The organism is Streptomyces sp. NPDC104096 (genome assembly GCF_055584385.1).
Map to the genome: position 1 here is coordinate 70,216 of NZ_JBVJMD010000014.1, position 26,097 is coordinate 96,312.

At 73.2% G+C, this 26,097-nt stretch carries 22 protein-coding genes; 9 read left to right on the forward strand and 13 right to left on the reverse strand.

The window, feature by feature from the left end:
* Window positions 1-168: 168 nt before the first annotated feature.
* Both ACZ60B_RS17320 and ACZ60B_RS17325 read right to left on the reverse strand, forming a co-directional pair.
* The gene (locus ACZ60B_RS17320; protein WP_469387758.1) at window positions 169-1,263 is read right to left on the reverse strand and encodes a GNAT family N-acetyltransferase; all 1,095 of its coding nucleotides are present in this window, start codon (window positions 1,261-1,263) and stop codon (window positions 169-171) included.
* Window position 1,264: 1 nt separating this feature from the next.
* Window positions 1,265-1,723, reverse strand: a complete 459-nt coding sequence (locus ACZ60B_RS17325; protein WP_469387761.1) for a hypothetical protein — start codon at window positions 1,721-1,723, stop codon at window positions 1,265-1,267.
* A 239-nt stretch (window positions 1,724-1,962) separates the two neighbouring features.
* On the opposite strand from ACZ60B_RS17325, the gene ACZ60B_RS17330 reads away from it, so the two are divergent.
* Window positions 1,963-2,769: an SGNH/GDSL hydrolase family protein gene (locus tag ACZ60B_RS17330; RefSeq protein WP_469387763.1), complete on the forward strand. Its 807-nt coding sequence runs from the start codon at window positions 1,963-1,965 to the stop codon at window positions 2,767-2,769.
* Between the two features lie 4 nt (window positions 2,770-2,773).
* On the opposite strand, the gene ACZ60B_RS17335 is transcribed toward ACZ60B_RS17330, so the two are convergent.
* The 4 genes from ACZ60B_RS17335 to ACZ60B_RS17350 all read right to left on the reverse strand — a co-directional run bounded on the left by ACZ60B_RS17335 (window position 2,774) and on the right by ACZ60B_RS17350 (window position 9,382).
* The gene (locus tag ACZ60B_RS17335) at window positions 2,774-4,378 is read right to left on the reverse strand and encodes a serine/threonine-protein kinase (RefSeq protein WP_469387765.1); all 1,605 of its coding nucleotides are present in this window, start codon (window positions 4,376-4,378) and stop codon (window positions 2,774-2,776) included.
* A 45-nt stretch (window positions 4,379-4,423) separates the two neighbouring features.
* Window positions 4,424-6,148 carry an urease accessory protein UreH domain-containing protein gene (locus ACZ60B_RS17340; RefSeq protein WP_469387767.1) on the reverse strand — a complete coding sequence of 575 codons (1,725 nt, stop codon included), beginning with the start codon at window positions 6,146-6,148 and terminating at the stop codon, window positions 4,424-4,426.
* Entirely contained in the window at window positions 6,145-7,755 is a 1,611-nt protein-coding gene (locus ACZ60B_RS17345; protein WP_469387769.1) for a tetratricopeptide repeat protein, read from the reverse strand. Before ACZ60B_RS17345 ends, ACZ60B_RS17340 begins: the two co-directional genes overlap by 4 nt.
* A gap of 91 nt (window positions 7,756-7,846) precedes the next feature.
* Window positions 7,847-9,382 (reverse strand): DUF4331 domain-containing protein, encoded by a 1,536-nt coding sequence (locus ACZ60B_RS17350; protein ID WP_469387770.1) that lies wholly within the window; start codon window positions 9,380-9,382, stop codon window positions 7,847-7,849.
* Window positions 9,383-9,587: 205 nt separating this feature from the next.
* Here ACZ60B_RS17350 and ACZ60B_RS17355 point away from each other — a divergent pair, with 205 nt between their 5' ends.
* The 3 genes from ACZ60B_RS17355 (at window position 9,588) to ACZ60B_RS17365 (ending at window position 11,327) form a co-directional block, all read left to right on the forward strand.
* On the forward strand, window positions 9,588-10,130 hold the full coding sequence (locus tag ACZ60B_RS17355; RefSeq protein WP_469387772.1) for a sigma-70 family RNA polymerase sigma factor: 543 nt from the start codon (window positions 9,588-9,590) through the stop codon (window positions 10,128-10,130).
* A complete protein-coding gene (locus ACZ60B_RS17360) occupies window positions 10,127-10,942 on the forward strand; it encodes an anti-sigma factor (RefSeq protein ID WP_469387774.1) in 816 nt (271 codons plus the stop codon). Before ACZ60B_RS17355 ends, ACZ60B_RS17360 begins: the two co-directional genes overlap by 4 nt.
* A 115-nt stretch (window positions 10,943-11,057) precedes the next feature.
* Window positions 11,058-11,327, forward strand: a complete 270-nt coding sequence (locus ACZ60B_RS17365; RefSeq protein WP_469387776.1) for a hypothetical protein — start codon at window positions 11,058-11,060, stop codon at window positions 11,325-11,327.
* Between the two features lie 9 nt (window positions 11,328-11,336).
* On the opposite strand, the gene ACZ60B_RS17370 is transcribed toward ACZ60B_RS17365, so the two are convergent.
* The 4 genes from ACZ60B_RS17370 to hmgA form a co-directional block, all read right to left on the reverse strand.
* Window positions 11,337-12,545 (reverse strand): CaiB/BaiF CoA transferase family protein, encoded by a 1,209-nt coding sequence (locus tag ACZ60B_RS17370; protein WP_469387777.1) that lies wholly within the window; start codon window positions 12,543-12,545, stop codon window positions 11,337-11,339.
* Window positions 12,546-12,650: 105 nt separating this feature from the next.
* Entirely contained in the window at window positions 12,651-13,808 is a 1,158-nt protein-coding gene (locus ACZ60B_RS17375; RefSeq protein ID WP_469387782.1) for a type ISP restriction/modification enzyme, read from the reverse strand.
* Window positions 13,809-13,834: 26 nt separating this feature from the next.
* Window positions 13,835-14,584 (reverse strand): GntR family transcriptional regulator, encoded by a 750-nt coding sequence (locus tag ACZ60B_RS17380; RefSeq protein WP_469387785.1) that lies wholly within the window; start codon window positions 14,582-14,584, stop codon window positions 13,835-13,837.
* A gap of 26 nt (window positions 14,585-14,610) precedes the next feature.
* Window positions 14,611-15,927 (reverse strand): homogentisate 1,2-dioxygenase, encoded by a 1,317-nt coding sequence (hmgA, locus tag ACZ60B_RS17385; RefSeq protein WP_469387787.1) that lies wholly within the window; start codon window positions 15,925-15,927, stop codon window positions 14,611-14,613.
* Between the two features lie 359 nt (window positions 15,928-16,286).
* Between hmgA and ACZ60B_RS17390 the strand changes: the two genes are divergently transcribed.
* From ACZ60B_RS17390 to ACZ60B_RS17410, 5 genes are all read left to right on the forward strand, one after another.
* On the forward strand, window positions 16,287-16,904 hold the full coding sequence (locus tag ACZ60B_RS17390) for a TetR/AcrR family transcriptional regulator (protein ID WP_469387789.1): 618 nt from the start codon (window positions 16,287-16,289) through the stop codon (window positions 16,902-16,904).
* 190 nt (window positions 16,905-17,094) lie between these two features.
* Window positions 17,095-19,323, forward strand: coding sequence for a molybdopterin oxidoreductase family protein (locus tag ACZ60B_RS17395; RefSeq protein ID WP_469387790.1), 2,229 nt, complete (start codon window positions 17,095-17,097; stop codon window positions 19,321-19,323).
* A 278-nt stretch (window positions 19,324-19,601) separates the two neighbouring features.
* Complete coding sequence (locus ACZ60B_RS17400) at window positions 19,602-20,984, forward strand: ABC transporter ATP-binding protein (RefSeq protein WP_469387791.1); 1,383 nt, start codon at window positions 19,602-19,604, stop codon at window positions 20,982-20,984.
* Between the two features lie 107 nt (window positions 20,985-21,091).
* The gene (locus tag ACZ60B_RS17405) at window positions 21,092-22,480 is read left to right on the forward strand and encodes an aldehyde dehydrogenase family protein (RefSeq protein WP_469387793.1); all 1,389 of its coding nucleotides are present in this window, start codon (window positions 21,092-21,094) and stop codon (window positions 22,478-22,480) included.
* A gap of 14 nt (window positions 22,481-22,494) precedes the next feature.
* Window positions 22,495-23,577: a Zn-dependent alcohol dehydrogenase gene (locus ACZ60B_RS17410; protein WP_469387794.1), complete on the forward strand. Its 1,083-nt coding sequence runs from the start codon at window positions 22,495-22,497 to the stop codon at window positions 23,575-23,577.
* 10 nt (window positions 23,578-23,587) lie between these two features.
* On the opposite strand, the gene ACZ60B_RS17415 is transcribed toward ACZ60B_RS17410, so the two are convergent.
* From ACZ60B_RS17415 to ACZ60B_RS17425, 3 genes are all read right to left on the reverse strand, one after another.
* A complete protein-coding gene (locus ACZ60B_RS17415) occupies window positions 23,588-24,559 on the reverse strand; it encodes a DMT family transporter (protein ID WP_469387796.1) in 972 nt (323 codons plus the stop codon).
* A 75-nt stretch (window positions 24,560-24,634) separates the two neighbouring features.
* On the reverse strand, window positions 24,635-25,357 hold the full coding sequence (locus ACZ60B_RS17420) for an ArsR/SmtB family transcription factor (RefSeq protein WP_469387797.1): 723 nt from the start codon (window positions 25,355-25,357) through the stop codon (window positions 24,635-24,637).
* A gap of 69 nt (window positions 25,358-25,426) precedes the next feature.
* The gene (locus ACZ60B_RS17425; RefSeq protein ID WP_469387799.1) at window positions 25,427-26,068 is read right to left on the reverse strand and encodes a TetR/AcrR family transcriptional regulator; all 642 of its coding nucleotides are present in this window, start codon (window positions 26,066-26,068) and stop codon (window positions 25,427-25,429) included.
* Window positions 26,069-26,097 lie beyond the last annotated feature (29 nt).

Here is a 26,097-nt window from a genome sequence, read left to right on the forward strand (position 1 = left end):
CGCCCCGGTACGCCGTGGCCCTTGGTCCCTCCCCTTGGAGCCGTGTGCCGACGGACCGATGCGGGTGAGTTGTACGACGGTATTGACGAATGAACCCGTATGGCAAGACCTGGAACGAGGGCTCACCTTTTTGTTGGTTTGGCCGTTACACACTCTGTGCGGTATTACTCACCGTTTCGAACGTGCTTGCCCCAGGCGCTTGAGCAGCCGGTCGGCCGGTTCGAAGAGCTGCGGACGGGCCAGTACCGCGTTGCGCAGCGCCCGGACCGGGGCACGGTGCGCCCGGTGCCCGATCGCCACCGGATGACGCCTGGTCACCCACCCCTCGGACACGCTGAGTTCGCGTGTCTTCAGGGAGTCCTTGTACTCCTTGTGGCCCCGGCCCAGATCGAGGTACGCGATGCCGTCGGTGGCGGCCGCCTCGGCCATCCGCAGATGCATGATCAGGCCCGGGGAGTACTTCGCGTACGCCGGGTCGTACGCCGGGAACCAGCAGGCGAGCACGCGTTCGCTACGCAGTCCGAAGTGCGCGGCGATCGGACGGTCGTCCGCGTACAGCACCGACAGGATCCCCCCGGCCGGCTCGTGACGGGTGTGGAAGAGCTGTTGCACCAGCCCGGTGATCCACGCGTGCGCGAAGCGGTCGCTGCGGCCGGTGCGCCGGTACTGCGCGGACTTCCACCCCATCAGCGTCTGGAGGGCGGCCGGGTCGCGTTCGTCGTGGACGTAGCGCACGTCCCGTGCGTCCCTGCCGAGCCTGCGCTCCTTGGCGAGCGTGGTCCGGGTGAACTTGGGCGACCGGGCGCGCAGTTCGCCCAGATAGCTCTCGTAGCCCCGGTCGAGGTCCATGACCGGGGACGGGAAGGTGCCGGAGGCCCCCGCCTCGAACGGCTCCTGGCCCTGCACCAGATGGTCGAACTCCCACAGGGAGAGCCCGCAGGCCCGTAACAGCGCGCGGGCGTCCCAGGTGAACCCGGGCCGGTGCACCAGCCCCTGGGCGTCGGAGACGCCGAGGCCGACGGCCCTGCCGACACCGGCGGCGGATCTCTGGAACGGGAAGTACGCGGCCGGCTCCCCGTCCTGGCGGACGACCGCGATCCGCACGCCCCGTCTGACCCGGCCCATCGCGAGCGTGAACTCCGGTGACAGGAAGGGGTTCGCGAGGCCGGGCGCGTCGTGCAGATGGGCCTTGGACTGCATCGCCGTCCATGCCGCCCGGTCGGCCGCGGTCAGCTCGCCGGGACGGTACACGCTGATGTCCATGTCAGGAACCCTGTCTTCCCGCCGCGCGGTCGAGGCGTCGGCGCATCATGACCAGCAGCAGAGCGAGAGTGCTGAGCACGGTCACCGCCGTGACCCCGCCGGGCACCGACCAGCGGTGCACGGCCAGCATGGCCTGGGCCACCAGCATGTCGAGGGCGACCGCGCCCGCGACCGAGGCGAGCAGACGGGCGAACGGATCCAGGCCGCGCAGCGCGGCGGCGACGGCGGCCGCCGGGGCCGCGAGCAGGAAGAAGAGCACGAACGGGCCGCGCAGGGGCGAGTCGGAGTCGGTGAGCGCGAGCAGCGCGCCGATCGCCCCGACCGCCGTGGCGGCTCCCGCGAGCAGCGGCGACAGGTCCTTGTCCGGTCCCGGTCGAGCGCGCTCGGCGCCCTCCTCGGGCACCGCTGAAGTCCGGTTGCCTATGTGCTGGATGTTCTGCATGTTCTGGATGTTCCGCATGGGCGACTTTGCCCCCCGAAGTGCCGGATGCCGGGCTTCAATGTCGCGCAGCCCGAAGGCGGCCGTCAAGACGCGGAAGTTCGTCGTGGGTCCTGTCCGTCGCTGAACGGCGGGTGCGCTCCTGGTGCGCTCCGGGCGCGAGTTGTGGAGGAGGGCAACAATCTTGGCATGGACACTTCCTGTCAACACGCGTAGTTGCTACGTAAGTCGAGGCAGAGATCCTGCTAAAGGGAGGTTCCATGAGACGTTCCCGAATCGCGGCTTTCGTCAGTTCACTCCTCCTCGCCGGCGGCATCGCCCTCACCGGGAGCGGTGTGGCGCAGGCCTCGTCGACGGCCGCGGCCACCGGCTACGTGGCCCTCGGTGACTCCTACTCCTCCGGAGTGGGCTCCGGCAGCTACATCAGCTCCAGCGGCTCCTGCGACCGCAGCACCAAGGCGTACCCCTACCTCTGGAACGCCGCCCACGCACCGTCCTCGTTCACCTTCGCCGCCTGCTCGGGCGCCCGAACGGATGATGTTCTGGCCAGCCAGCTCGGCGGGCTCAACTCCTCCACCGGCCTGGTCTCCATCACCATCGGCGGCAACGACGCCGGGTTCGCCGACGTGATGACGACCTGCGTCCTGTCGTCCGACAGCGGCTGCATCTCCCGCATCAACACCGCCAAGGCGTACGTCGACTCGACGCTGCCCGGCAAACTCGACGCCGTCTACACGGCGATCAGCGCCAACGCCCCCAACGCCCGCGTCGTCGTCATCGGTTACCCCCGCTTCTACAAGCTCGGCGCCACCTGCCTCGGCCTCTCCGACACCAAGCGCGCCGCGATCAACGGCGCGGCCGACTACCTCGACACCGCCGTCGCCGCGCGGGCCGCCGCCCACGGCTTCACCTTCGGCGACGTACGCTCCACGTTCACCGGCCACGAGCTCTGCTCCGGCAGCGCCTGGCTGCACAGCCTCAACTGGCTCGACATCGGCGTGTCCTACCACCCGACCGCCGCCGGGCAGTCGGGCGGCTACCTCCCGGTGCTCACGAACGCCGCCTGAACCCTCACGGAGTGACGGCAGGCGAGGAGGAGACCTCGTCCGACGGGGTCTCCTTCACGCACGTCACCGAGAACGGCACCGGCTCGGACGTCCGGTGCACCGGGTCGCGCACCTCCACGCTGATCTCGTTCGAGAACGTGCCGCTCTCCGAGTACGTCGTCAGGATCACCCGGTCCTGCCGCGACCGCGCGCCGCCCTCGGGGAACGACAGCGTCTTCCACCCCGAGTCCGAGATCTTGCCGTTCTTCGACACCCACCGGTAGACGACCTCCGCCGGCAGCCGGCCCACCGTGAACGTCGCCGTGAACGTCGGAGCGTCGGCGTCCGACGGGGGGCAACTGCCCGTGTAGTCCGTGTGCCTGCCCGTGAGGGTGATGTCGACGGTCTGCGGCGGGGTGGCGGACGTGGGCGCACTGCTGCTGGGGGTCGCCGAGGGAGTCGGCTGTTCGGCCGAGGTGGTCGGCGCGCTCGTGCCGGGCGTGAGCCCGCCGCCGCTCCCGGTGGCGGTGTTCCGGCCGCCGTCGCCCCCGCCCTTGTCGTTGTTCAGCAGCGCGTACGTCAGCCCCCCGACGGCCAGCGCGAGGGCGATCACCCCCGCGGTCAGCACCACGGCGGCACGGCTGTCGCGGCCCTGCCGGGGTTCCTCCGGCGGCGCGACGGGCGTGGTGCGCGCGGTGGCCGCGGGCCCGGGCCACGGCGGCGTCGGCGGTTCCTGCCGGGACGGCAGCGGGCGGGTCGGGGCCGGATACGGCACCGCCCGCACGGTCTCCGCGCTCGGCGCGCCCCCGGCCCCGACGACCCGCAGGTCCCGCTCGGCCTGCTCGGCGGTCAGCCGCTCGGCCGGGTCCTTGCGCAGCAGTCCCGCGATGACGGGCGCGAGCGGTCCGGCCCGGTGGGGCGGCGGGAGCTCGTCCTCCACGATCGCGCGCAGTGTGCTCAGCGGAGTGGCCTGGCGGAAGGGGGAGTTGCCCTCGACCGCCGCGTACAGCAGCACGCCCAGCGACCACAGGTCCGACTCCGGTCCCGGGGTGCGGCCCAGCGCCCGCTCGGGGGGCAGGTACTCGGGCGAGCCGATGACCTCGCCGGTCATGGTCAGCGCCGAGCTGCCCTCGACCCTGGCGATGCCGAAGTCGGTGAGCACCACCCGGCCGTCGTTCGACAGCAGGACATTGGCCGGCTTCACGTCCCGGTGCAGCACCCCCGCCTCGTGCGCGGCCCGCAGCGCGGCCAGCACCTCGGCGCCGATCTGCGCGGAGCGCTGCGGGGTGAGCGCGCCCTCGGTCTCCAGGAGTTCGGCCAGCGAGATGCCGCGGACCAGCTCCATGACGATCCAGGGGCGGCCGTCCTCGGTGGCCACGTCGTACACCGTCACCACGTTGCGGTGCGAGATCCGGGCGGCCGCCCAGGCCTCGCGTTCCAGCCGGGCGTACATCCGCTCCACGTCGGACGTCGGCAATCCGGCCGGCGCCCGCACCTCCTTGACGGCGACCTCGCGGTTCAGCAGCTCGTCGCGGGCCCGCCACACGGTCCCCATGCCGCCCTCGCCGAGCGGGGACAGCAGGCGGTAGCGGCCCGCGACCAGACGATCAGCGCCCTGTTCTCCGGACACCGGCATCCCCCTCCGCAGCCTGGCGGACATCCTCCCCAAAATAGCTCAACCGATAACGGATGCCGCCCCCTTGAGCACCAGTCCGGCCCCGAGGAGCACGACCACCAGGGCCGACCACAGAGGGGTGGTGCGGCGTAGCGCGGCGACGACCGGGTGGGTCGTCCAGCGGGGGCCCTCGTCCAGTACCCGGGTCATACGGCTACCCAGCCGTACGACGGCGAACCCGGCCGCGGTCAGGGTGAGCGCGAGTCCGACGCCGTACGCGACGACCAGCAGCAGCCCGAACCAGGCCTGGCCCAGCGCGGCGGCGCCCACGAGCACGACGACGGCCGAGGGGCTGGGCACGAGCCCGCCGGCGAAACCGAGCAGGATCGTGCCGCGGAGGGTGGGGGCCGTGGGGTGGGTGTGGGTGAAGCCGTTGTGGGTGTGTTCGAGACCGTGGGCGTGGGCGTGGTCGTGCTCAGGGGTGTGGTCGTGGTCGTGAGGATGCCCGTGTGCGTGGTCGTGGTCGTGGTCGTGGTCGTGCTCGTGCTCATGGCCGTGCGCGGCGGGGCGCGGGGGCGTCCGGCGAGGCGCGGTCACGGTCGCGGTACGGGCGCCGATGAGGGCGAGCGGACGCTCCGGCGTCTTGTCGGGCTCCGGTTCGTGCGTGTGGGTGTGCGTGTGCCCCCCTTCGTGGCCATGCCCGTGATCGTGCCCGTGATCGTGCCCGTGCCCGTGTCCGTGCCCGTGGTTCCGGTTGTGCCAGGCCCGGCGTACGAGGCTCACGCCCGCGAGCAGTACCAGCGCGCCGCTCGCCAGGCCCAGCCAGGCGATCACCGAGGGCGCCGCGGCCGAGCCGGCCGTGACCAGGAGGCCCAGGGCGACCACGCCCAGGGTGTGGGTGACGGTCACCGACGCGGCCAGCGGCAGGACGTCCTTGAGGCGGGCCCGGCCGCCACGGGCCGCGGCCGTCGCGGCCATGATGGTCTTCCCGTGACCGGGGGCGAGCGCGTGCATCGCGCCCAGGACGACCGCGACGAGCAGGGCCAGCGCCGCGAAGCCGAGGGTGAGGTGCTGACGCGCGACCAGGTTGTCCAGGGCCTGGGTCCAGCGGTCGGCACCGCGCGGCAGCACGGAGGCGGCGGGCGCGTCGCGTCCCGTGTCGTCGGCCAGTGCCGGACCGCCGGGCCGCACCCGCAGAGAGGCGGTGGCGGTGTCGGCGGGGGAGGAGAGCAACTCCTTCGGGTAGCTGGTCAGTTCGTGCGAGACCGAGCTCTTCGGCACGTCCGTCGCGGTGAGCGTGGTCCGGTCGCCGCGGGCGGTGATCTCCCGCCAGCCGGGGCCGGTGGAGGCGCCCGCGCTGTGGAAGCCGAGCGTGACCGGCCGGCCCTCGGGCAGCGCGGCCGTCAGGCGGCATTCGACCCGCAGGGTGTGCAGTCCCGCCTGGCCGGGCCGGAGCCGCGCCTGGCTGCTGCCGACCGTGAGGGCGACGGCGTGCCCGTCGACGGTGACCCGGCTTTCCTCGGCGGCCTTCGCACAGCGCTGCCGGGCCCACTCGGCGGTGCCCAGCCGTCGCAGGGCCGGACCGGCCTGGGTGGCCGGGATCTCGGCCAGGTCCTCGACGTGGTCCACGCGGAGCCGACCGGGGGCGGCGACCAGGCCGTCGTAACGGTTGACGGTGAAGTTGCCGAGCGGGTGGGCGCCGGCGGACGCGGCGGGGACGAGCGCGAGTGCGCAGGCGGCCATGAGGACGGCCGTGACGGAGGCGAACGGGCGACGGAGCCTCACCGGGCCGCCTCCAGGGACTTCAGCGCCTCGCGGGCCGCGCGGGCTCCGAGCGGGGAGAAGCCGGGGTTCAGCTTCAGCGCGGCGGTCAGGTGGGTGCGGGCGTCCTCCGGATGTCCGGTGGCCAGCTCGATCATCCCGCGGTGGTAGAGGAAGGAGGCGTTGCGGTAGCCGGTCGCGGTGGCCTCGCGGGCGTGCGTGAGGGCCTCGGCGTCCCGCCCGTTGACGTGCAGGGCCCAGGCGAGTGCGTCCGCGGTGTGCACGGTGTGCCGACGGGCCCACTCGGCGCGGGCGGCGCGCAGCGCGGCCTTGGCGTCGCCGTGCTCGGCCGCGGCGAGCGCGGTGTCGAGGTCGGCGTCGACACCGTTGGCGCGGGCGAGCGCGATCCAGGCGTCCACCAGGGCGTACTGGTCGCCGGCCTTCGCCCGGTCGCCGTCGGCGCCACGGGCCTCGTACAGTTCGCCGAGTTCGACGAGCGGGCCGGGCAGCGGGTACCGGGAGACGACGTTCTCCATTCCGGTGATCGCGTCCGCCCGGTCGCCGCTCGCGGCCTGGGCGCGGGCCCGGCCCTCCAGGGCGGGGAGGTAGTTCTCGTCGGCGCCGAGCGCGCGGGCGTAGTAGTCGAGTGCCGACTTGTCGTCGCCCTGGTTCCAGGCGAGTTGGCCGAGCTGACTGGAGACGTACGCCACGTCGCCCGGGGAGGTCGCGGTGTCCAGCGCCTGCCGCAGGACCCGGCGGGCCGTGGCCACGTCACCGCGCAGTTCGTGGACGTACGCGTACCGGGTGAAGACGGGGACGCCGGGGTGCCGGGCGTCGGCGAGGTCGGCCGCCTGCTGCGCCTCTTCGTACCGGCCGAGTTCGACGAGCGCGTCGATGCGGGAGCACAGGGCGCGTTCGCTGTAGGGGTTCTGCTTCAGCGCCCGGTCGGCGTAGGCCAGGGCGTTCTTGAAGTCGTGGCGGGCGGCGGCGAGGGCGGCGCGGCCGGCGAGGGCCGGGTCGTTGTCCGGTGCCAGGGCGAGCGAGCGGGTGAACGCCTGCTCGGCCTGCGGGTAGCGGGAGGGATCGCCCTGGGTGCGCGCCTGCTCGACATAGGCCAGCCCGAGCGTCGCCCAGCTGCCGAAGTCCCGTGGCTGGGCGCGAAGATGGGCCTGGAGTGCGGTGATGCCCGCGTTCAGGTCGCCGCTGCCCAGCAGGGCGGGAGACACCGCCGCGGGCGCGGCGACGGCGACCGGTCGGCTGTCCCGCACCGCGCTCACCGCGATGGACCCGGCGGTCAGCGCCACCGCCAACAGAGATGCACAGGCGGCGAGTTGGCCGACGCGCCAGCGCCGCCCGGCATCGGCGACGCGCCGCAGAGCGGCGACGCGGACGTCCGTGGGCGATGCGTCCGTGGGCGGAGCGTCCGTGGGCGATGCGTCTGCGGGAGAGGCGTCTGCGGGAGAGGCGCCTGGATGGGAAGCGTCTGCGGGCGAAGTGTCCCTGGGCGAAGTGTCCGTGGGAGAGGCGTCCTCGGCGGGAGCGGCGACGGTCCCGGTCCCGTCCGGCTCCGGCGAGGCGGAGGGCGGGACGGACTCCCTCTGCGGTGCGTTGTCGTTCGTGCGCGGGGACATGCCCTCTCCTCGGTCGTCGCGTGGGGCGACGCGGCCCGCACCGTGGGGGGTGTGGAGAGGTGCGGGCCGCGCCGGTCTGTGGGGGTGCGGTCTAGTAGGGCCGCTGCGAGCGGCGGCGCCACCAGGCCAGACCCGTGCCGATCAGCAGGACACCGGCCGCGCCCGAGGCCGCGGAGGCGGCGATCAGGGTGGTGTCGGTGCCGCTGCCCGAGGTGCCGGCCGGCTGGAGCGCGTCACCGAGCTGGCTGCGCACGTCCGTGCCGCTGGTCGTGCCCTTGGCGAGCGCGCCGCGCGAGCCCTCGGTCGGGTTGGCCAGGTAGGGGAAGGAGTGCCCGAACTTCTTGTCGTTGGCGTCGACCGCGTCGCCCAGGTCGTTCTTGGAACCGACCAGTTCGCCCTCGACGACCTGGAGGGCGGCGTCGATCACGTCGTCGGTGAGCCGACGGCCGTTCGGGAAGCCCGCGTTGTCGCCGTCCAGCACGCCCAGCCGCTTGGGGGACGCGGTCGGCTTGATCGAGGTGTTCAGGCGCAGTTCCTCGGCCGGCTTCACGTACGGCGGCTGGTTGAGGCCCTTGACGCCCTTCAGGAAGACGTCGACCAGGTCGTTGCGCGGCTCGGCCGGCGCCTTGATCTTGTAGATCCCCTCGATGAGCTTCGGCAGCTCGGGGTTGGTGACGTTCTTCAGGAACTGCGCGTCCTGCCAGGGCGAGGACGCGTTGAACTTGTCCTTGTCCTTCTGCGGGTTGACGACCTCGTTGACCAGCGGGTTGCCCAGGCGCGACACCTGCGTGTAGTAGCCGCCCGCGGTCCTGCGCTGGGTCGTCGACCAGACGCCCACGATCGGCTGGTGGGCCGACTCCGTGATCATCTTGTTCGGGATCTGGAGGGCGATCGAGTTGACGTTGTAGCCCTTGAGGGTGTCCCGGCCGACCTCGGACAGGTTCCCGCCGTAGAGGAGGTCGAAGACCCGCAGGTCCAGGAAGAACGGGTCGTCGGCCTGCCCGGCGAACGTCTGCGCGCCGCTGGAGAGCTTGTGGATCGCCTGGTAGCGCAGCTTGCCGTAGTCCGGCATCGACGCCTTGCCCACGTTCGACGGCGCGACCGGGACATCGTGCGCGATCCTCGTCTTCGACACCTGGTGCTGCTTCTTCAGCCGGATCAGGTCGATGTCGTAGGACTGCGTGATGTTGAGGTCGGGGTCGTCGAGGCTCTCGACGGCGCCCGTGTTGTAGAGGAACGTCTTCTTGTTCTTCACATGCGTCTTGAAGGTGTAGCGGAAGAGCAGGTCGCCCTGCGCGTCACCGTCGTTGTCGATGTGGAGGTCGTACTGGGCGTCGTCCGCGAACGTGTAGAAGTTCGGTCCGCCGGCCGGCTCCTCGAAGGGGATCCAGTTCGCGATGATCGTCGTCGTGTCCGGCTTGTCCGGGCTCACGAAGGCGTACACGTCCGTGTTGTCGTACTGGGGGGTCCCGGAGATCAACGGTGCCTCGCGGTGGCTGGAGGCGGAGGCCGCCCCGGGCTCCAGCAGGGCCACACCGGCGGCTGTGAGCCCCCCGGCGGCCAGCGCAGCGCATATGAGGGCCGCGACGCCTCGGCGTCCCGTACCGGTCCTGGAGATAGGTGTCATGCCGTCCGTCCTCAGTCCAACTTGCTTGACGGACGGGTATACGGCGCGGGGGCACCGATCGGATTGGTCGATCGGGAAATTTCTTTTCTCCCTGCTCCACCCGCGTTTCGGGCACCCTGATCCGTAACCCCATCCGGAGGTGTGTTCGTTGCGAATGCCTGGTGTGACGGGACGGGCCGGCTGTGGCCGGGGAGAGGGGAACCGCGTGGAGGCGGACGAGTTGCTGGTGCTCGTGGCGGGTGGCGACCAGAAGGCATTCGAGGATCTGTACGCACTGGTGTCCGGGCCGGTGTTCGGGCTCGTGCGGCGCGTGGTGCGCGATCCCGCGCAGTCGGAGGAGGTGTCCCAGGAGGTGCTGCTCGAACTGTGGCGCTCCGCCGCCCGCTTCGACCCCGGCCGGGGCAGCGCGCTGTCCTGGATACTCACCCTCGCCCACCGCCGCGCCGTCGACCGGGTGCGCAGCGTCCGGGCAGCCGGCGAACGCGAGCAGCGTGAGGCGCGACGCGCCCACCACCCCGCCTTCGACCAGGTCACCGAGGAGGTCGAGGCGGGCCTGGAGCGCGAGTGGGTGCGCCGCTGCCTGGACCGGCTGACCGCCCTGCAACGCCAGTCCGTCACTCTCGCCTATTACGACGGATACACCTACCGTGAAGTGGCCGAGCGGCTCGCGCTCCCGCTGGGCACGGTCAAGACCCGTATGCGCGACGGACTCACCAGCCTGCGCAAATGCCTGGGAGGCGTCGCATGAGCGTCCTCGACCGACTGCTGCGACGCGAGGACCTGCACTCGCTCGCCGCCCCCTACGCCCTCGACGCCCTGGAGCCCGCCGAGCGACTGCGCTTCGAACGGCACCTCGACGGCTGCGAGATGTGCGCCGCCGAGGTCCGCGCCCTGTCCGAGGACGCCGTCCGGCTGGCCTGGTCCACCGCAGCCCCGCCGCCGGCCGCGATGCGCGACCGGGTCCTGGCCGCCGTACGGACGACTCCGCAGATGTCCGCTCCGGAGCCGGAGCGGGTGACGGCCCAACTGCCGCCGCACGTCTGGGGGACCCGGCCGCCGCCCGCCCGCGTCCGGGCGTCCCGGCCACGCCCGCTGTTCGTGCCGTTCGCCACGGCGACGGCCGCCGCGGCCCTCGTCGTCGCCTCGCTCTTCGCCGTCCAGGCCGGCCAGGCCCAGGACCGGTTGGACGCCGAGCGGGCCCAGTCGCGAGAGATCGCACGGGTGCTCGCCGCCCCGGACACCCGCGCGACCACCGACCGGGACGCCCAGGGGCGCAGTATCGGCGTGATCGCCTCCGTCTCGCAGGGACGGGCGATCGTCACCCTGAGCGGATACGACGGTCTGACGAGCGGGCACGTGCACCAGCTCTGGGCCATGAGCCCCGCCGGGCAGCCGCGCTCCCTCGGCCTCTTCGACGGCGACACGCCCCTGGTCACATCCGGTCTCGACAAATCCGCCACGTCACTCGCTGTCACCGTCGAGCCCGACGGGGGCTCCGCGCAACCCACTACCCAGCCGGTTGTCCAACTCGCCCTGAAATCGCTCGGATTCGGAGAGTAACCGTCAACCCCCTTGCGAAACAGGTGAATCCTGTGCCTGCGATACACGAGTGCCCCATGGGGGCGATAGGGTTACTCTGCCCGAGCTGGGTGGACTCGTACGGGTGGGGAGTGACATGGAACAGATAACAGTGCGCAGCAGGGCGAGGGTCCCTGCGATCACCTGCGGGAGCAGCGCGACAAGTTCGCGCCTCGACCGTCATCTGTCGGTGCTGGCGGGGCCCGCCATACCGCAGCGGGAGACGGTCGAGGCGACTTCGCTCATGCTCGAACTGACGGCACGCAGCACTCAGCCCGACAAGGCCAGCAGGGTTGCCCGCGTCCGTCGTGTCTCGCTCTTCGCGCCGCTGCGTCGGCTGAGCCGTTCCCTGTTCGGCGGGAACTGAGGCCCGCGCTCAGGCGGCCACACCGTCCCGGCGCAGCGCTGCGATCAGCTCGTCCGTCATCCCCACGGCGCGCAGCAGTGCCTCGGTGTGCTCCCCGAGCGCGGGCACGTCCCCCAGGTCCGCCTCCGTCCCGCCCGGCAGTGTGATCGGTGGCAGCAGTGTCCGCAGCGGCCCGACCGGCGTCCCCACCTCCCGCCACCGCTCCCGAGCAGCCAGCTGCGGATGCTCCGCCACCTCGTGCAGGTTCCTCAGTCGCGCGCACGCGATGCCCGCCGCCTCCAGCCGCGCGACGGCCTCGTCGGCGTCCAGCGTGCCCAGCGCCTTCGCCACGTGCGCGTCCGTGCCGCCCCGGTTCGCGACCCGGGCGGCGTTCGTGGCATACGCCGGATCCGCCCCCAACTCCGGCTGCCCGAGCACCTGTTCGGCCAGCCGTCGCCACTCCCGGTCGTTCTGCACCGACAGCAGCACCCGTCCGCCGTCCGCCGTCGGGTAGGAGTCGTAGGGTGCGATGACGGCGTGTGCGAGCCCGGTGCGCGCCGGGGGAGTGCCCCCGTGCATCGCGTGGTGCAGCGGATGCCCCATCCACTCCGCGAGCGCCTCCAGCATCGACACCTCCACCGGCCCGCCGCGCCCCGTGGCGCCCCGCCGCACCAGCGCCGCCAGCACCCCGGAGAACGCGTACATGGCCGCCGCGATGTCGGCCGCCGGGATCCCCGCCTTCACCGGCTGCTCCGGCGTCCCCGTCACCGACACCAGCCCGGCCTCGCACTGCACCAGCATGTCGTACGCCCGCTTGTCCGCGTACGGACCGGACGCCCCGTAGCCCGAGATGTCGACGGCGATCAGCCGCGGATGGGCCGCGCACAGGGTGGCCGCGTCCAGGCCGAGCCGGGCGGCGGCCCCCTGCGCCAGGTTCTGCACGAACACGTCCGCGTCCGCGACCAGCCGCCGTACGACGTCCAGGCCCCGCTCGTCCTTGAGGTCCAGGGCGATCGACTCCTTGCCGCGGTTGCACCACACGAAGTGCGAGGCGAGGCCGCCGGCGGCGGTGTCGTAGCCCCGGGCGAAGTCGCCGCCGTCGATCCGCTCCACCTTGATGACCCGGGCGCCGAGATCGGCGAGCTGCCGGGTGGCGAAGGGGGCCGCGACGGCCTGCTCGACGGCGACGACGGTGATGCCCTCCAGGGGCGGGGGAAGTGGCCTCATGCGCTGGATCATGTCCTGCGCCCGCCCTGTTGTCATGCCCGCAGGCACGTGTACCGGCTCACCTCCGGTCGGACGCGGCTGCCGCCCGATGGCCGGTGGGGGAAGCGGGCAACCGGCTCAGACGAGGGCGAACTGCCCCTCGGGGCCCTCCTCGTGGTGGTCCAGGACCGTCGCCGGACGGCGGGCCGCCTCCGGTACCGGCAGGACCCCCGCCGCGCGCAGTTCGGCGGCCGGGACCGGGCGCAGCGGCTCCAGTTCCGCCCGCCGCGGCTCCAGTTCCGCCGACAGGGCGAGGACCGTGATCAGTTCCAGCAGTTCCGACGTCCACGTCTGGAGCCAGGCCGCCGGACGGATCGCCGCCAGGGAGCCCGGTTCGCCCTCGGCCGTCCTGGTCGCGATCCACTGTTCCAGCACCCTGACCCCGGCCGCCTCGAAGTCCCACGCCTGCGGCGGCACCGGGGAGATCCGGCCCTCGTCGAGGTGCAGGGTCTCCTCGTCCCGGTCGTAGCGGACGTCCAGGGGCCGGGTGGGGAGCGGGGCGCGGACGTAGGGGCGGCGACCGCCGGGGAGTTTGGGGCGGTCGCCGTCGCGGCGCATCAGCCACAGCGCGCGGCGGCCCAGTTCGACGCCCCGGGACCAGAGCCCGGCGTCCCCGGTGAGCGGCACGGTGAGGTCGGCGCGGACCGCCGCCAGGGTCCAGGACAGGAAGTCCTCGGGGGTGGGGAGATGGCCGAGCCGGCCGGCCAGATGCTCCAGCAGGCCGGGGGCCAGGTTCGGTTCCGTGCCGCCGGGCCGGCGGTAGAGGGGCCGGACCCGGCCGGGGCGCAGCAGGGGCACCAGGGAGGTGGCGAGCAGGCGCGGACCGGGGCCCTCGACGCCCTCCACGAGGAGGATCTGCCGCTCGTCGCTCACCCGCCACAACTCGGGCCGGGCCGCGTCGAGCAGGCGGTGGTCGGGGATCAGCCACTGCTCGTCGAAGGGCGCGTGCAGGACGCGCACCGGCTCCGGGCACGGGCCCGAGGCGCGGGCCAGCCGCTGGGTGCCGCTGGTCTGGCCGGGCAGTCCGCCCACCGCCGAGTGCAGGGTGCGCGAGCGCGTCGGCTCGAACAGCGCCTCCCGGTCGGCCCCCTCGGCCTTCATCAGCGTGTCCCAGCGTGCCTTCAGGGACGCCGGGTCGGGGGCCGTCGGCCACCTCCGGCCGAGCCGCGGCGGTGCGACGGACCACGGCATGAGGTCCGCCAGCGGCGGAGCGTCGTCGGGCGTCACGCTGGGCATCGTACGACGGGCCGGGGCGGCGCGGGTCAGGTGGCGTCGAGCGTCACCGTGAAGGAGAAGCGGTCGCCCCGGTAGTGGATGACCGCCACGTCCAGCGGCCGCCCGGCCGGGTCGTAGGTGATGCCCGTGTAGTGCAGGATCGGGCTGAGCAGCGGGACCTGGAGCAGCCGCGCCGTCTCCGGGTCCGCGAGCCGCGCCTCCACGGTGTCCGTGATGCGGCTGATGTCCGCGCCCACCACGTCCCGCAGCACCTTCGTCATCGGCCAGCGCACCAGGTCCGCCGGATCGATGCGTTCGGCCAGATCCGGACGGACCCAGTTGCGGGCGTGGTTGGTCGGCTCGCCGGTCTTCTCGTCGCTGCGCAGCCGGTGGTAGCCCGCCACCCGCGCCAGTCCGGGGAAGAACTCGGCGAGTTCGGCCGGCACCGGCGCCGGTCCGTGCTCCAGCAGTTCGGTCGTCATGCCGGACTGCTGGGCCACGATCGCGTCCACCGAGCCCAGCAGCCGCACCGGCGTGCTGCGCAGCGCGTCCGGCTCGATGAACGTCCCCCGCCTGCGGTGCCGGGAGATGAGCCCCTCGTCCTCCAGCTCCTTCAGCGCCTGCCGCATGGTCAGCACGCTCACGCCGTAGTGCCCCGCCAACTGCTCCTCGGTGGGCAGCCGTAGCGGGTCGTGGGGCGAACGGCCGAGTATGGAGGCGCGGAGCGACTGCGACACCTGGTACCACAGCGGCAGCTTGCGGTTCAGGACGATCGAGTCCGGGGCGAAGGAGGTCACGGGCTATCCGTACCTGTCGGGACCGGTCAGTGCAACGGGCGGAAGTGACGTTCGAGGCCCTGCCAGACGTCGTCGTAGCGCTGCTGGAGGTGTTCCGCCCGCGCCGCCTGCGGGGTGAGGGTGAGCGGCCAGCGGGTCTCGAACATGAAGGCCAGTCCGTCGTCGATCTTCTGCGGACGCAGTTCGGCGGCGCTCGCCCGGTCGAACGTCTCCCGGTCCGGACCGTGGGCCGACATCATGTTGTGCAGCGAGCCGCCGCCCGGCACGAAACCCTCCGCCTTGGCGTCGTACGCGCCCTCGACGAGCCCCATGTACTCGCTCATCACGTTGCGGTGGAAGTACGGCGGCCGGAAGGTGTCCTCGCCCACCAGCCAGCGCGGCGCGAACACCACGAAGTCGACGCCCGCCAGGCCCGGGGTGTCCGACGGCGAGGTCAGCACCGTGAAGATCGACGGGTCCGGGTGGTCGTAGGAGATCGAGCCGATCACGTTGAAGCGGCGCAGGTCGTACACGTACGGCACGTAGTTGCCGTGCCAGGCCACCACGTCGAGCGGCGAGTGGTCGTAGACGGCCGTCCAGAGGTTGCCGCAGAACTTGTTCACCACCTCCACCGGCCCCTCGACGTCCTCGTACGCGGCGGTCGGCGCCCGGAAGTCACGGGCGTTGGCGAGCCCGTTGGCGCCGATCGGGCCGAGGTCGGGCAGGCGGAAGGGGGCGCCGTAGTTCTCGCAGACGTAACCGCGGGCGGTGGCGTCCAGGAGCTCCACCCGGAAGCGGACACCGCGCGGGATCAGCGCCATGTGTCCGGGCTCGGCGTGCAGCCTGCCGAACTCCGTGTGCAGCAGCAGCCCGCCGCGCTCCGGGACGATCAGCAGTTCGCCGTCGGCGTCGCCGAAGACGCGGTCCATGGAGGAGTCGGCGTGGTAGAGGTGCACGGCCATGCCGGCGCGCTGGGTCGCGTCGCCGTTGCCGCCGAGGGTCCACAGGCCCGCCAGGAAGTCGGTGCCCTCCGCGGGAGCCGGCAGCGGGTTCCAGCGCAGCCGGTTGGGGTCGGGCGGGGTCTCGGTGAACGGGCCGGTCCGCAGCGCGCCGTTGTCGGTGCGGACGAACGCCGGGTGGGCCGCCGAGGGGTGGATCCGGTACAGCCAGGAGCGGCGGTTGTGGGCTCTGGGCTCGGTGAACGCCGTACCGCTGAGCTGTTCCGCGTACAGGCCCAGAGGGGCGCGCTGCGGCGAGTTGCGGCCCTCGGGCAGTGCTCCCGGCTCGGCCTCGGAGCTGTGCTCGTTGCCGAAACCGGAGAGATAGGTCAGCCCTTCGGCGGTCTTCCGTGCGTCCCCGCTCATGATCGCTCCCTTGCAACCTCAATCCTATGGGACACCGTAGGATTGCGGTTTCCCGCGCGCAAGGGGGACCCGGGACCCACTTCCCTCCCGGGGGCGGCGGACGCCGGGTCGCGTACGGGGCGACGCCGGGGGATCCGTGCCGCGGGGCGGTGCTCTACGCTCCGGGGCATGTCGGACGGATGCGACCTTCTCGGCGTGCCCGGCGCCTTCGCGCGGACCGCCGTGGACACCGGTGCCGTCGGCCGGGGCGGCTTTGCCGGGTGCCGTCGGCCCGACGGCGGCCCGGCCGGGATGAGTGCACAGGGCACCAATCTGCGTACAGGGGGGCGACGTTCACCGGACCCCGGCGGAGAGGCATCATGAAACCCGTGCCCCACGCGACCTCGCTGCGCCGTGCGCCCGTGCAGCGCCGCAGCGCCGAACGGCTGACCAGGATCCTCGACGCCTGCGCCGATCTCCTCGACGAGGTCGGCTACGACGACCTGAGCACCCGTGCCGTCGCCCAGCGCGCGGGTGTCCCCATCGGTTCCGTCTACCGCTTCTTCGGCAACAAGCGCCAGATGGCCGACGCCCTGGCCCAGCGCAACCTCGAACGCTACTCCGAGCGCGTCACCCGGCGGCTGACGGGGGCGGAGCGGGGCGACTGGCGCGCGGCCGTGGACGCCGTACTGGACGAGTACCTGGCCATGAAGCACACCGCGCCCGGCTTCACGCTCGTCGACTTCGGCAACCAGATCCCGGTCGGCGCCCGCGACGCCGAACCCAACCACCGGGTGGCCGACCGGCTCACCGACCTGCTCTCGGACTATCTGGGCCGCACCCCGGACGACGACCTGCGCCGCACCTTCCTGATCGCGGTGGAGACCGCCGACACCCTGGTCCACCTCGCCTTCCGGATGGACCCGGAGGGCGACGAGAAGATCATCGCGGAGGCGCGGGAACTGCTGCGGGCCTATCTGGGACGGGTGCTGGACTGACGGCCCGAGGGTCTGCCGGGGGTGCTGGACCGACGGCCCGAGGAGCTGGTGAGGTCGCCGGACCGGCAGCCCGGCGGACCGTCCGCGGTCCTGGACCGACGGCTCAAGGCCCTCCCGCTCATGCATACCGGTCGGTATGCTCGGCGGCACCCGCGTGCGTCACCGTCGCCGCCACCCTCCGGGAGGACCCGTGTCCCGCACCGCTCTGCGCATCTGCCCCCTGTGCGAGGCCACCTGCGGCCTGACCCTGACCATCGAGGGCACCCGGGTGACCGGGGCCCGCGGCGATCGCGACGACGTGTTCAGCCGCGGGTTCATCTGCCCCAAGGGGGCCTCCTTCGGGGCCGTCGACGGCGACCCCGACCGGCTGCGCACCCCGCTCGTCCGCCGGGACGGCGAGCTGCGCGAGGCCACCTGGGAGGAGGCGTTCGACGCGGTCGCGGCCGGGATCCGGCCCGTCGTGGAGCGGTACGGCCCGCACGCCGTCGGCGTCGTCCTCGGCAACCCCAACGTCCACACCATGGCCGGCGCCCTCTACCCGCCCGTCCTGATCGCCGGCCTCGGCACCCGCAGCCTGTTCACCGCCTCCACGGTCGACCAGATGCCCAAGCACGTCTCCAGCGGACTGCTGTACGGCGACGCCAACGCCATCCCCGTACCCGACCTGGACCACACCGACCACCTGCTGCTCCTGGGCGCCAACCCGCTGGAGTCCAACGGGAGCCTGTGCACCGCCCCCGACTTCCCCGGCAGGCTCAAGGCGCTCAAGGCCCGCGGCGGCACCCTCACCGTCGTCGACCCGCGCCGCACCCGCACCGCCAAGCTCGCCGACCGGCACCTCGCGATCCGGCCGGGCACCGACGCCCTGCTGCTCGCGGCGATGGCGCACGTCCTCTTCGAGGAGGACCTCGTCGACCTCGGGCGGCTCGCGCCCCACGTCCAGGGCGTCCCGGAACTCCGCACGGCTATACAGGACTTCACCCCCGAGGCGGTCGCGGGGTCCTGTGACGTCGAGGCCGCCGTCATCCGCGCGCTCGCCCGGGAGCTCGCCGCCGCCCCCACCGCCGCCGTGTACGGCCGCATCGGCAGCTGCACGGTCCCGCACGGCACCCTGGCCAGCTGGCTCGTCGACGTCCTCAACATCCTCACCGGCAACCTCGACCGCCCCGGCGGCGCCCTCTTCCCGCAGGCCGCCACCGACCGCACGCCCCGCCCGGCCGGCCCCGGACACGGCTTCGCGCTCGGGCGCTGGCACTCCCGGGTCAGCCGGCACCCCGAGGCGAAGGGGGAGTTGCCGCTCTCCGCGCTCGCCGAGGAGATCGACACCGCCACCGCCGAGGGCGAGCCCGTCCGGGCGCTGATCGCCGTCGCCGCCAACCCCGTGCTCTCCGCGCCCGACGGCGACCGGCTCGACAAGGCCCTGGACTCGCTGGACTTCATGGTCAGCGTCGACCCCTACCTCAACGAGACCTCCCGCCACGCCGACGTCGTACTGCCGCCGCCCCCGCCCTCGCAGAGCCCGCACCACGACTTCGCCTTCAACACCCTCGCGGTACGCAACCAGGTCCGCTACACCCGCCCCGCGGTCCCCCTCGAACCCGGCCGGATGGCCGAGACCGAGATCCTGGCCCGGCTCACCCTCGCCGTGACCGGCATGCACGGCGCGGACCCCGCCGCCGTCGACGCGCTCGTCGTCGACCAGACCCTGGCCAAGGCGGTCAAGGACCCCGGCTCCCCGGTGCACGGCCGCGACCCGCGCGAGCTGGCCGCCGCGCTCACCGGCGACACCGGGCCCGAACGACGGCTGGACATGATGCTGCGCCTGGGCCCCTACGGCGACGGCTTCGGCGCCCGGCCCGAAGGACTGGGCCTGAAGCGGCTGCTGGACCACCCGCACGGCATCGACCTCGGACCGCTGCGCCCCCGGCTGCCGCAGCCGCTGAAGACCAGGAGCGGGCGGATCGAGCTGCTGCCGGAACCCGTCGCCGTCGACCTGCCGCGGCTGCGGCGGGCCCTCGGCGAGCGGGCCGACGGACTGGTCCTGGTCGGCCGCCGCCATCTGCGCTCCAACAACAGCTGGATGCACAACGTCCCCGCCCTCACCGGCGGCACCAACCGCTGCACCCTGCACATCCACCCCGAGGACGCCGAACGGCTGGGCGTACGGGACGGGGAGCCGTTGCGCGTCAAGGGCGCCGGAGGCGAGGTGACCGCCCGGGCGGAGATCACGGACGGCGTGCGCACCGGGGTGGTGAGCCTGCCGCACGGCTGGGGCCACGACCGGCCCGGTACCCGCCTCGCCCACGCCGCCACCGACCCCGGCGTCAACGTCAACCAGCTCCTCGACGGCACCCTGCTCGACCCGCTCTCGGGCAACGCGGTCCTCAACGGCTTCCCGGTCGAGGTCGCCCCGGTCTGACGGCGGCCGACCGGCGATCTGCCCGCCCCCGCCCGGTCGGTGGGGGCGGGCCGCTTTCCGTCCCGGACCTGCGGCTCCCCGCCGAACGTCTTGCGACTCCCTGCTGAACGCGATCGTCCGCTTTCTCACCCTGTGGACGGATCACCCCGATCGCGTCAGGTCTCTTCCCCCTGCCGGGCACGGTCCGTTAACTTCCGTGACTCACAGCCCCGTACGACCCGCACGGGACAATCGACCGCGGAGCACCAGCGCCCCAGTGAGCCCCCAGGGACACCTTCATGACACGCGCCATCTCCCTGCACGACGTGAGCAAGGCCTACACGCGAGGCGTCCGGGTGGTGGACCGGCTCTCGCTGGACATCGCGCCGGGTGAGTTCCTGGTCCTGCTCGGCCCCTCCGGCTGCGGCAAGTCCACGGTGCTCAGAATGATCGCCGGCCTGGAGGACATCGACGAGGGCGTGCTGCTCCTGGACGGCGAGCACGGCAACGACCTGCCGCCGTCCGGGCGGGACATCGCCATGGTCTTCCAGAACTTCGCCCTCTATCCGAGCATGACCGGCCGGGACAACATCGGCTTCCCGTTGCGCATCGAGGCGCCCGGCGCGGACCCCCGTCCGCGGGTGGACGCCACCGCCCGCATGCTGGGCATAGAGGACCTCCTCGACCGGTTCCCCGGCCAGCTCTCCGGCGGGGAGCGCCAGCGGGTCGCCATGGGCCGGGCCATCGCCCGGCACCCGGCGGTGTTCCTGATGGACGAGCCGCTGTCCAACCTCGACGCGAAGCTCCGCAACCACCTGCGGGCGGAGATCTCCAAGCTCACCCGGGAGTTGGGCGTCACCACGGTCTACGTCACCCACGACCAGGCCGAGGCCATGTCGCTCGGCGACCGGGTCGCCGTGCTGCGCGGCGGGGTGCTCCAGCAGGTCGACACCCCGCGCTCGGTCTACGCGCTGCCCCGCAACGTCTTCGTGGCCGCCTTCATCGGCACCCCCCGCATCAATCTGCTGCGCGGCCTGGTCCGCGCGCCGCTCGACGGGGCGATGACCGTCAGTCTCGGCAAGCAGTTCCTCCGGCTGCCCGAACCCCTTTGCCTGGACCACCAGTTGCTGCGGGTGCAGCAGGGCCGCGAGGTGATCGTCGGGCTGCGCTCGGAGGCGGTACGGATCGCCACGCGCGCCGACGCCCGGCCCGGCGAGGTGGCGATCACCGGACTGGTGGAGCACGTCGAGTTCCAGGGGCACGAGGTGCTGGTCCACTTCGACACCGGGTCGCGGCCCGCCGTCGTACCCGATCTGGAGGCTCCGCGCCCCGCCGTCCGGCCGACCCGCCGCAGACGCCGTGAGGGAACGGTCCTGGACCGCCTGCGCGGGCGGGCGGGATCCCTGCGGGCCGGACCCGTCCTCGCCGCGGACGACCCCGAGCCGCACGGCTCCGTCTCCCGCGGCTTCTTCTCCCCCGACTCCGTGCCGCAGGGTGCCGCGGTGACCCCGCCGGACGGGCGCCTGCCCGGCGATCTCGTCGTGCGCACCACCCCGGACTTCGACCTCCGGCACGGTATGCACGTCCCGCTCCTGGTCGACCTGGCCCATCTGTTCGTGTTCGACCAGTACGGCGACCGGATCTGCCCGGCCCCGGACCGCCTGCCGGACCTGGAGGAATGAGGCCGCTGCGGCATCCTGGGCGAGCGGCGTCTGGCGCACAAAAACTATCACCGCTAGTTTGTGTGCCGGAAGACGCAGCGTCACGGCCCCGCCCGGGAGGAAGCACGATGAAGGCACACGACGGCATGTACATCGACGGCGCCTGGCGCCCCGCCGCCGGCCAGGACGTGATCGAGGTCGTGAACCCGGCCGACGAGCAGGTCCTCGGCACGGTCCCCGCGGGTACCGCCCTGGACGTCGACACCGCCGTACGGGCCGCCCGCGCCGCCCTGCCGGGCTGGGCCGCCACCGCGCCCGCCGAGCGGGCCGCCCGGCTGGGCGCCCTGCGGGACGTCCTGGTGACCCGCGCGGACGAGATCGCCGCGACCGTCACCGCGGAACTCGGCTCGCCCCCGGAGTTCTCGCGGACCGTCCACGCGGGCGTCCCCGTCGCGGTCGCGGGCTCGTACGCCGACCTCGCGGCGACGTACGCCTTCGAGGAGAAGGTCGGCAACTCCACCGTCCACCACGAGCCGGTCGGCGTGGTCGGCGCGATCACCCCCTGGAACTACCCCCTCCACCAGATCGTCGCCAAGGTCGCCCCGGCGCTCGCGGCGGGCTGCACGGTCGTCCTGAAGCCCGCCGAGGACACCCCCCTGACCGCCCAGCTCTTCGCCGAGGCGGTGCACGAGGCCGGGGTGCCGGCGGGCGTCTTCAACCTCGTCACCGGCCTCGGACCGGTGGCCGGCCAGGCGCTCGCCGAGCACCCGGGCGTCGACCTCGTCTCCTTCACCGGATCGACGGCCGTCGGCAGGCGGATCGGCGCCGCGGCCGGTGCCGCCGTCAAGAGGGTGGCCCTGGAACTCGGCGGCAAGTCCGCCAACGTCATCCTGCCCGGCGCCGACCTCGCCAAGGCGGTGAAGGTCGGCGTCGCCAACGTGATGTCCAACTCCGGTCAGACGTGCAGCGCCTGGACCCGCATGCTGGTGCACACCGAGCAGTACGAGGAGGCGGTCGCGCTCGCCGCCGAGGCCGCCGCCAGGTACGGCGACCGGATCGGCCCGCTCGTCAACGCCAAGCAGCAGGAGCGGGTGCGCGGTTACATCGACAAGGGCGTGGCGGAGGGCGCTCGGCTGGTCGCCGGAGGCAGCGAACCCCCGCGCGAACAGGGCTACTTCGTCGCCCCCACGGTCTTCGCCGACGTCACCCCCGACATGGCGATCGCGCAGGAGGAGATCTTCGGCCCGGTCCTGTCGATCCTGCGCTACGAGGACGAGGAGGAGGCGCTGCGGATCGCCAACGGCACGGTCTACGGCCTCGCGGGCGCCGTCTGGGCCGGGGACGAGGAACAGGCGGTGGCCTTCGCCCGGCGGATGGAGACCGGCCAGGTCGACATCAACGGCGGGCGGTTCAACCCGCTGGCCCCCTTCGGCGGCTACAAGCAGTCGGGCGTCGGCCGTGAACTCGGCACGCACGGCCTGTCCGAGTACCTCCAGACCAAGTCCTTCCAGTTCTAGGGGAGTCACCCGTCATGGCTGTCCGTGCCGCCGTCCTGCCCGCCATCGGCTCCGCGCTGGAGATCACCGAGATCGAGCTGCCCGAGCCCGGCCCCGGCCGGGTCCGGGTCCGGCTCGCCGCCGCCGGCGTCTGCCACTCCGACCTGTCCCTGTCCGACGGCACCATGAAGGTGCCGGTCCCGGCGGTCCTCGGCCACGAGGGCGCGGGCACGGTCGTCGCCGTCGGCGAGGGGGTGACCGACTTCGCGGTCGGTGCCGAGGTCGTCCTCAACTGGGCCCCCGCCTGCGGGAGTTGTCACGCCTGCTCGCTCGGCGAGGTCTGGCTGTGCGCCAACGCCCTCAACGGCGCCGGGGACGTGTACGCCCGTACCGTGGACGGCGTCGCGCTGCATCCCGGTCTCAACGTCGCCGCGTTCGCCGAGGAGACGGTGGTGCCCGAGTCCTGCCTGCTGCCGGCCCCGCCGGGCGTACCGCTCACCGACGCGGCCCTCCTCGGCTGCGCGGTCCTCACCGGCCACGGAGCCGTCCACCACTCGGCACGTGTGCGGCGCGGCGAGACGGTGGCGGTGTTCGGGGCCGGGGGAGTGGGCCTCGCCGCGCTCCAGGCGGCCCGTATCGCCGGAGCCGCACGGATCATCGCCGTCGACGTCTCCCCGGCGAAGGAGGAACTGGCGCGCGCGGCGGGCGCCACCGACTACGTCGTCGCCTCCGACACGACCGCCCGCGAGATCCGCGCCCTGACCGGTCGGGCGGGCGTCGACGTCGCCGTCGAGTGCGTGGGCCGGGCCGTCACCATCCGCACCGCCTGGGAGTCCACCCGCCGCGGCGGCCGCACCACGGTCGTCGGCATCGGCGGCAAGGACCAGCAGGTCACCTTCAACGCCCTGGAACTCTTCCACTGGGGCCGCACCCTCTCCGGCTGCGTCTACGGCAACGCGAACCCGGCGGTCGACCTGCCCGTCCTCGCCGAGCACGTCCGCGCGGGCCGCCTGGACCTGGGCGCCCTGGTCACCGAACGGATCGGTCTGGACGGCATCCCGGCGGCGTTCGAGAACATGCTGGCGGGCAAGGGCGGGCGGGCGCTGGTGGTGTTCTGAGACCCGTTTCTCAGGACACCTGCTCCTGGTCCGGCCGCGGCGCGGCGGCCGGACCCGCGGCCGGTCCCGCGGCCGGTACGACGGCGGGCCGCCGCGACCGCGACCGCGACCGCGACACCGCCACGCCCGCCAGGCACAGCGCCCCGCCGGCCAGCGTGAGCACGCCCGGCACCTCGCCCAGGACCAGCCAGGACATCAGCACGACCAGCGCGGGCACCGCGTACGTCGTCGCGCCCATGCGGCCCGCCGTCGTACGGGCCAGGGCGTACGCCCAGGTCGTGAAGGCGAGCGCGGTCGGGAACACGCCCAGGTAGACCATGTTCAGCGTGGCGGACAGCGGGGCCTCGCCCGCCTCCCGCACCAACTGCCCGGCGAACGGCAGACAGACCACCGCGCCGACCAGGCACCCGAACGTCGTCACCTGGAGCGCGCTCGCCCGCTCCAGGGCCGGCTTCTGGGTCACCACCCCGCCCGCGTAGGCGACCGCGGCCAGCAGGCACAGCACCACCCCGAGGGTCGAGGAGCCGCCCCCGCCCGACATCGACAGGCCCACGGTCACCGCGCCCGCGAACGACACCGCCATGCCCGCGACCAGCCGCGGCGGCAGCGCGTCGCCGAGCAGTCGCGCGCCGAGCACGGCGATCAGCAGGGGGCCGATGTTCACGACCAGCGCCGCCGTGCCCGCGTCGACCTGCTGCTCGCCCCAGTTGAGCACCACCATGTAGAAGCCGAACCACAGCACCCCGGACACGGCTATCCGGCGCCAGGCCGATCGCGGCGGCAGCCCCTCCCGCCGTACGGCCCAGAGCGCCCCCAGCGCGAGTACGCCCGTCAGCAGCCGCCCGAGCGCCAGCGCGCCCGGCGAGTACGCGGCGCCCGCGCTGCGGATCGAGACGAAGGCGGAGGCCCACAGCACGACGGTGACGGCGGCCGCCCCGGCCGCGAGCAGCCCCGTACGGGCGGGGGGTGAGGTGTTCATCATGCTCCTGAGAGTAGGTGGGGAAGAGGTGGCCCCACCGGCGGATTCCGGACGGGGCGCCGAGGGCGCGGGCGCTGCTCAGCGCAGTGCCGACGCCTCGATGCCCAGCAGTTCGGACAGCGCGCGCTCGCCCGTCGCCGTCACCTTCACGGCCCGCTCGGTGCCGATGCGCACGCACCAGCCCGTGTCCAGGGCGTGCCGGCACAGCGCCGCGCCCGCGACCCCCGCGAGGTGGGGGCGGCGCTCGGTCCAGTCGAGGCAGCCGCGGGCCAGCGGCCGTCGGCCGTGCCGGTCCAGGCCGATGCCCGCGGCGGCGAACCAGCGCACGCCCGCGTCCGTGAGGGCGAACCCGGTGTCCTGGCGCAGCAGCCCGCGCGCGGTCAGCGCGTCGGTGACCACGATGCCCAGGCGCCCGGCGAGATGGTCGTAGCAGGTGCGGCCGCGGGCCATCGCGGACCCGGCGCTCGACTCCCGCAGGCTGCGCGGCCGCCGGGCGGCCCGGGGCGCGAGGGGGGCCGCCAGGTCCTCCACCAGGTGGGCGATCCGGGCGTCGGCGAGCCGGACGTAGCGGTGCCGCCCCTGCCGTTCCTCGGTGAGCAGCCCGCCCGCGACCATGCGGCTCAGATGCTCGCTCAGCGTCGACGCGGCGACGCCCGCGTGCCGGGCCAGTTCCCCGGCGGTCCAGGCACGTCCGTCGAGCAGCGCGAGCAGACAGGCCGCCCGGGTCTCGTCGGCGATCAGCGCGGCGAACCGGGCCAGGGCCGCGGCCCGCGGGTCGGTGGTGGTCATGCGTTCCAGCATGGGACACGCACGCTTCGGTGCCCGCCGAAGTGTCCGCCGCGCGCTCTGCCGTGCCCGCCGAAGTGTCCGCTACGCGCTCTGCCGTACCTGTGCGTACTGCTGCGCCAGGCCGTCCAGCAGGGCCGTCAGGCCGGTCTCGAAGGCCCGCTCGTCGATCTTCTCCTGCTGGTCGGCGAGGAGGTGGGCCTGTCCGAGGTGGGGGTAGTCGGCCGGGTCGTAGGCGCTGGCGTCGTCCACGAAACCGCCGGCGAACGAGCCGAGTGCCGAGCCCATGACGAAGTACCGCATCAGCGCGCCGATCGAGGTGGCCTGCGCGGGCGGCCAGCCCGCCGCGACCATCGCGCCGTAGACCGCGTCCGCGAGCCGCAGACCGGCCGGGCGGCGGCCGGGGCCGTGGGCCAGCACCGGGACGATGTTCGGGTGCGCGCGCAGTGCGGCCCGGTAGGAGACGGCCCAGTCGTGCAGCGCGGTCCGCCAGTCCCGGCCGTCCTCGAACATGGACAGGTCGACCTGGGCGCTGACCGAGTCGGCGACCGCCTCCAGGATCTCGTCCTTGGTGCGGAAGTGGTTGTAGAGGGAGGGCCCGCTCACCCCCAGTTCGGCGGCGAGCCGGCGGGTGGAGACGGCGGCCAGGCCCTCCGCGTCCACGAGCGTGCGGGCCGCCCCGACGATCCGGTCGGTGCTGAGGAGGGGCTTGCGCGGTCGGGCCATGGCGCACATAGTAGGGCTGCAACCTTAAA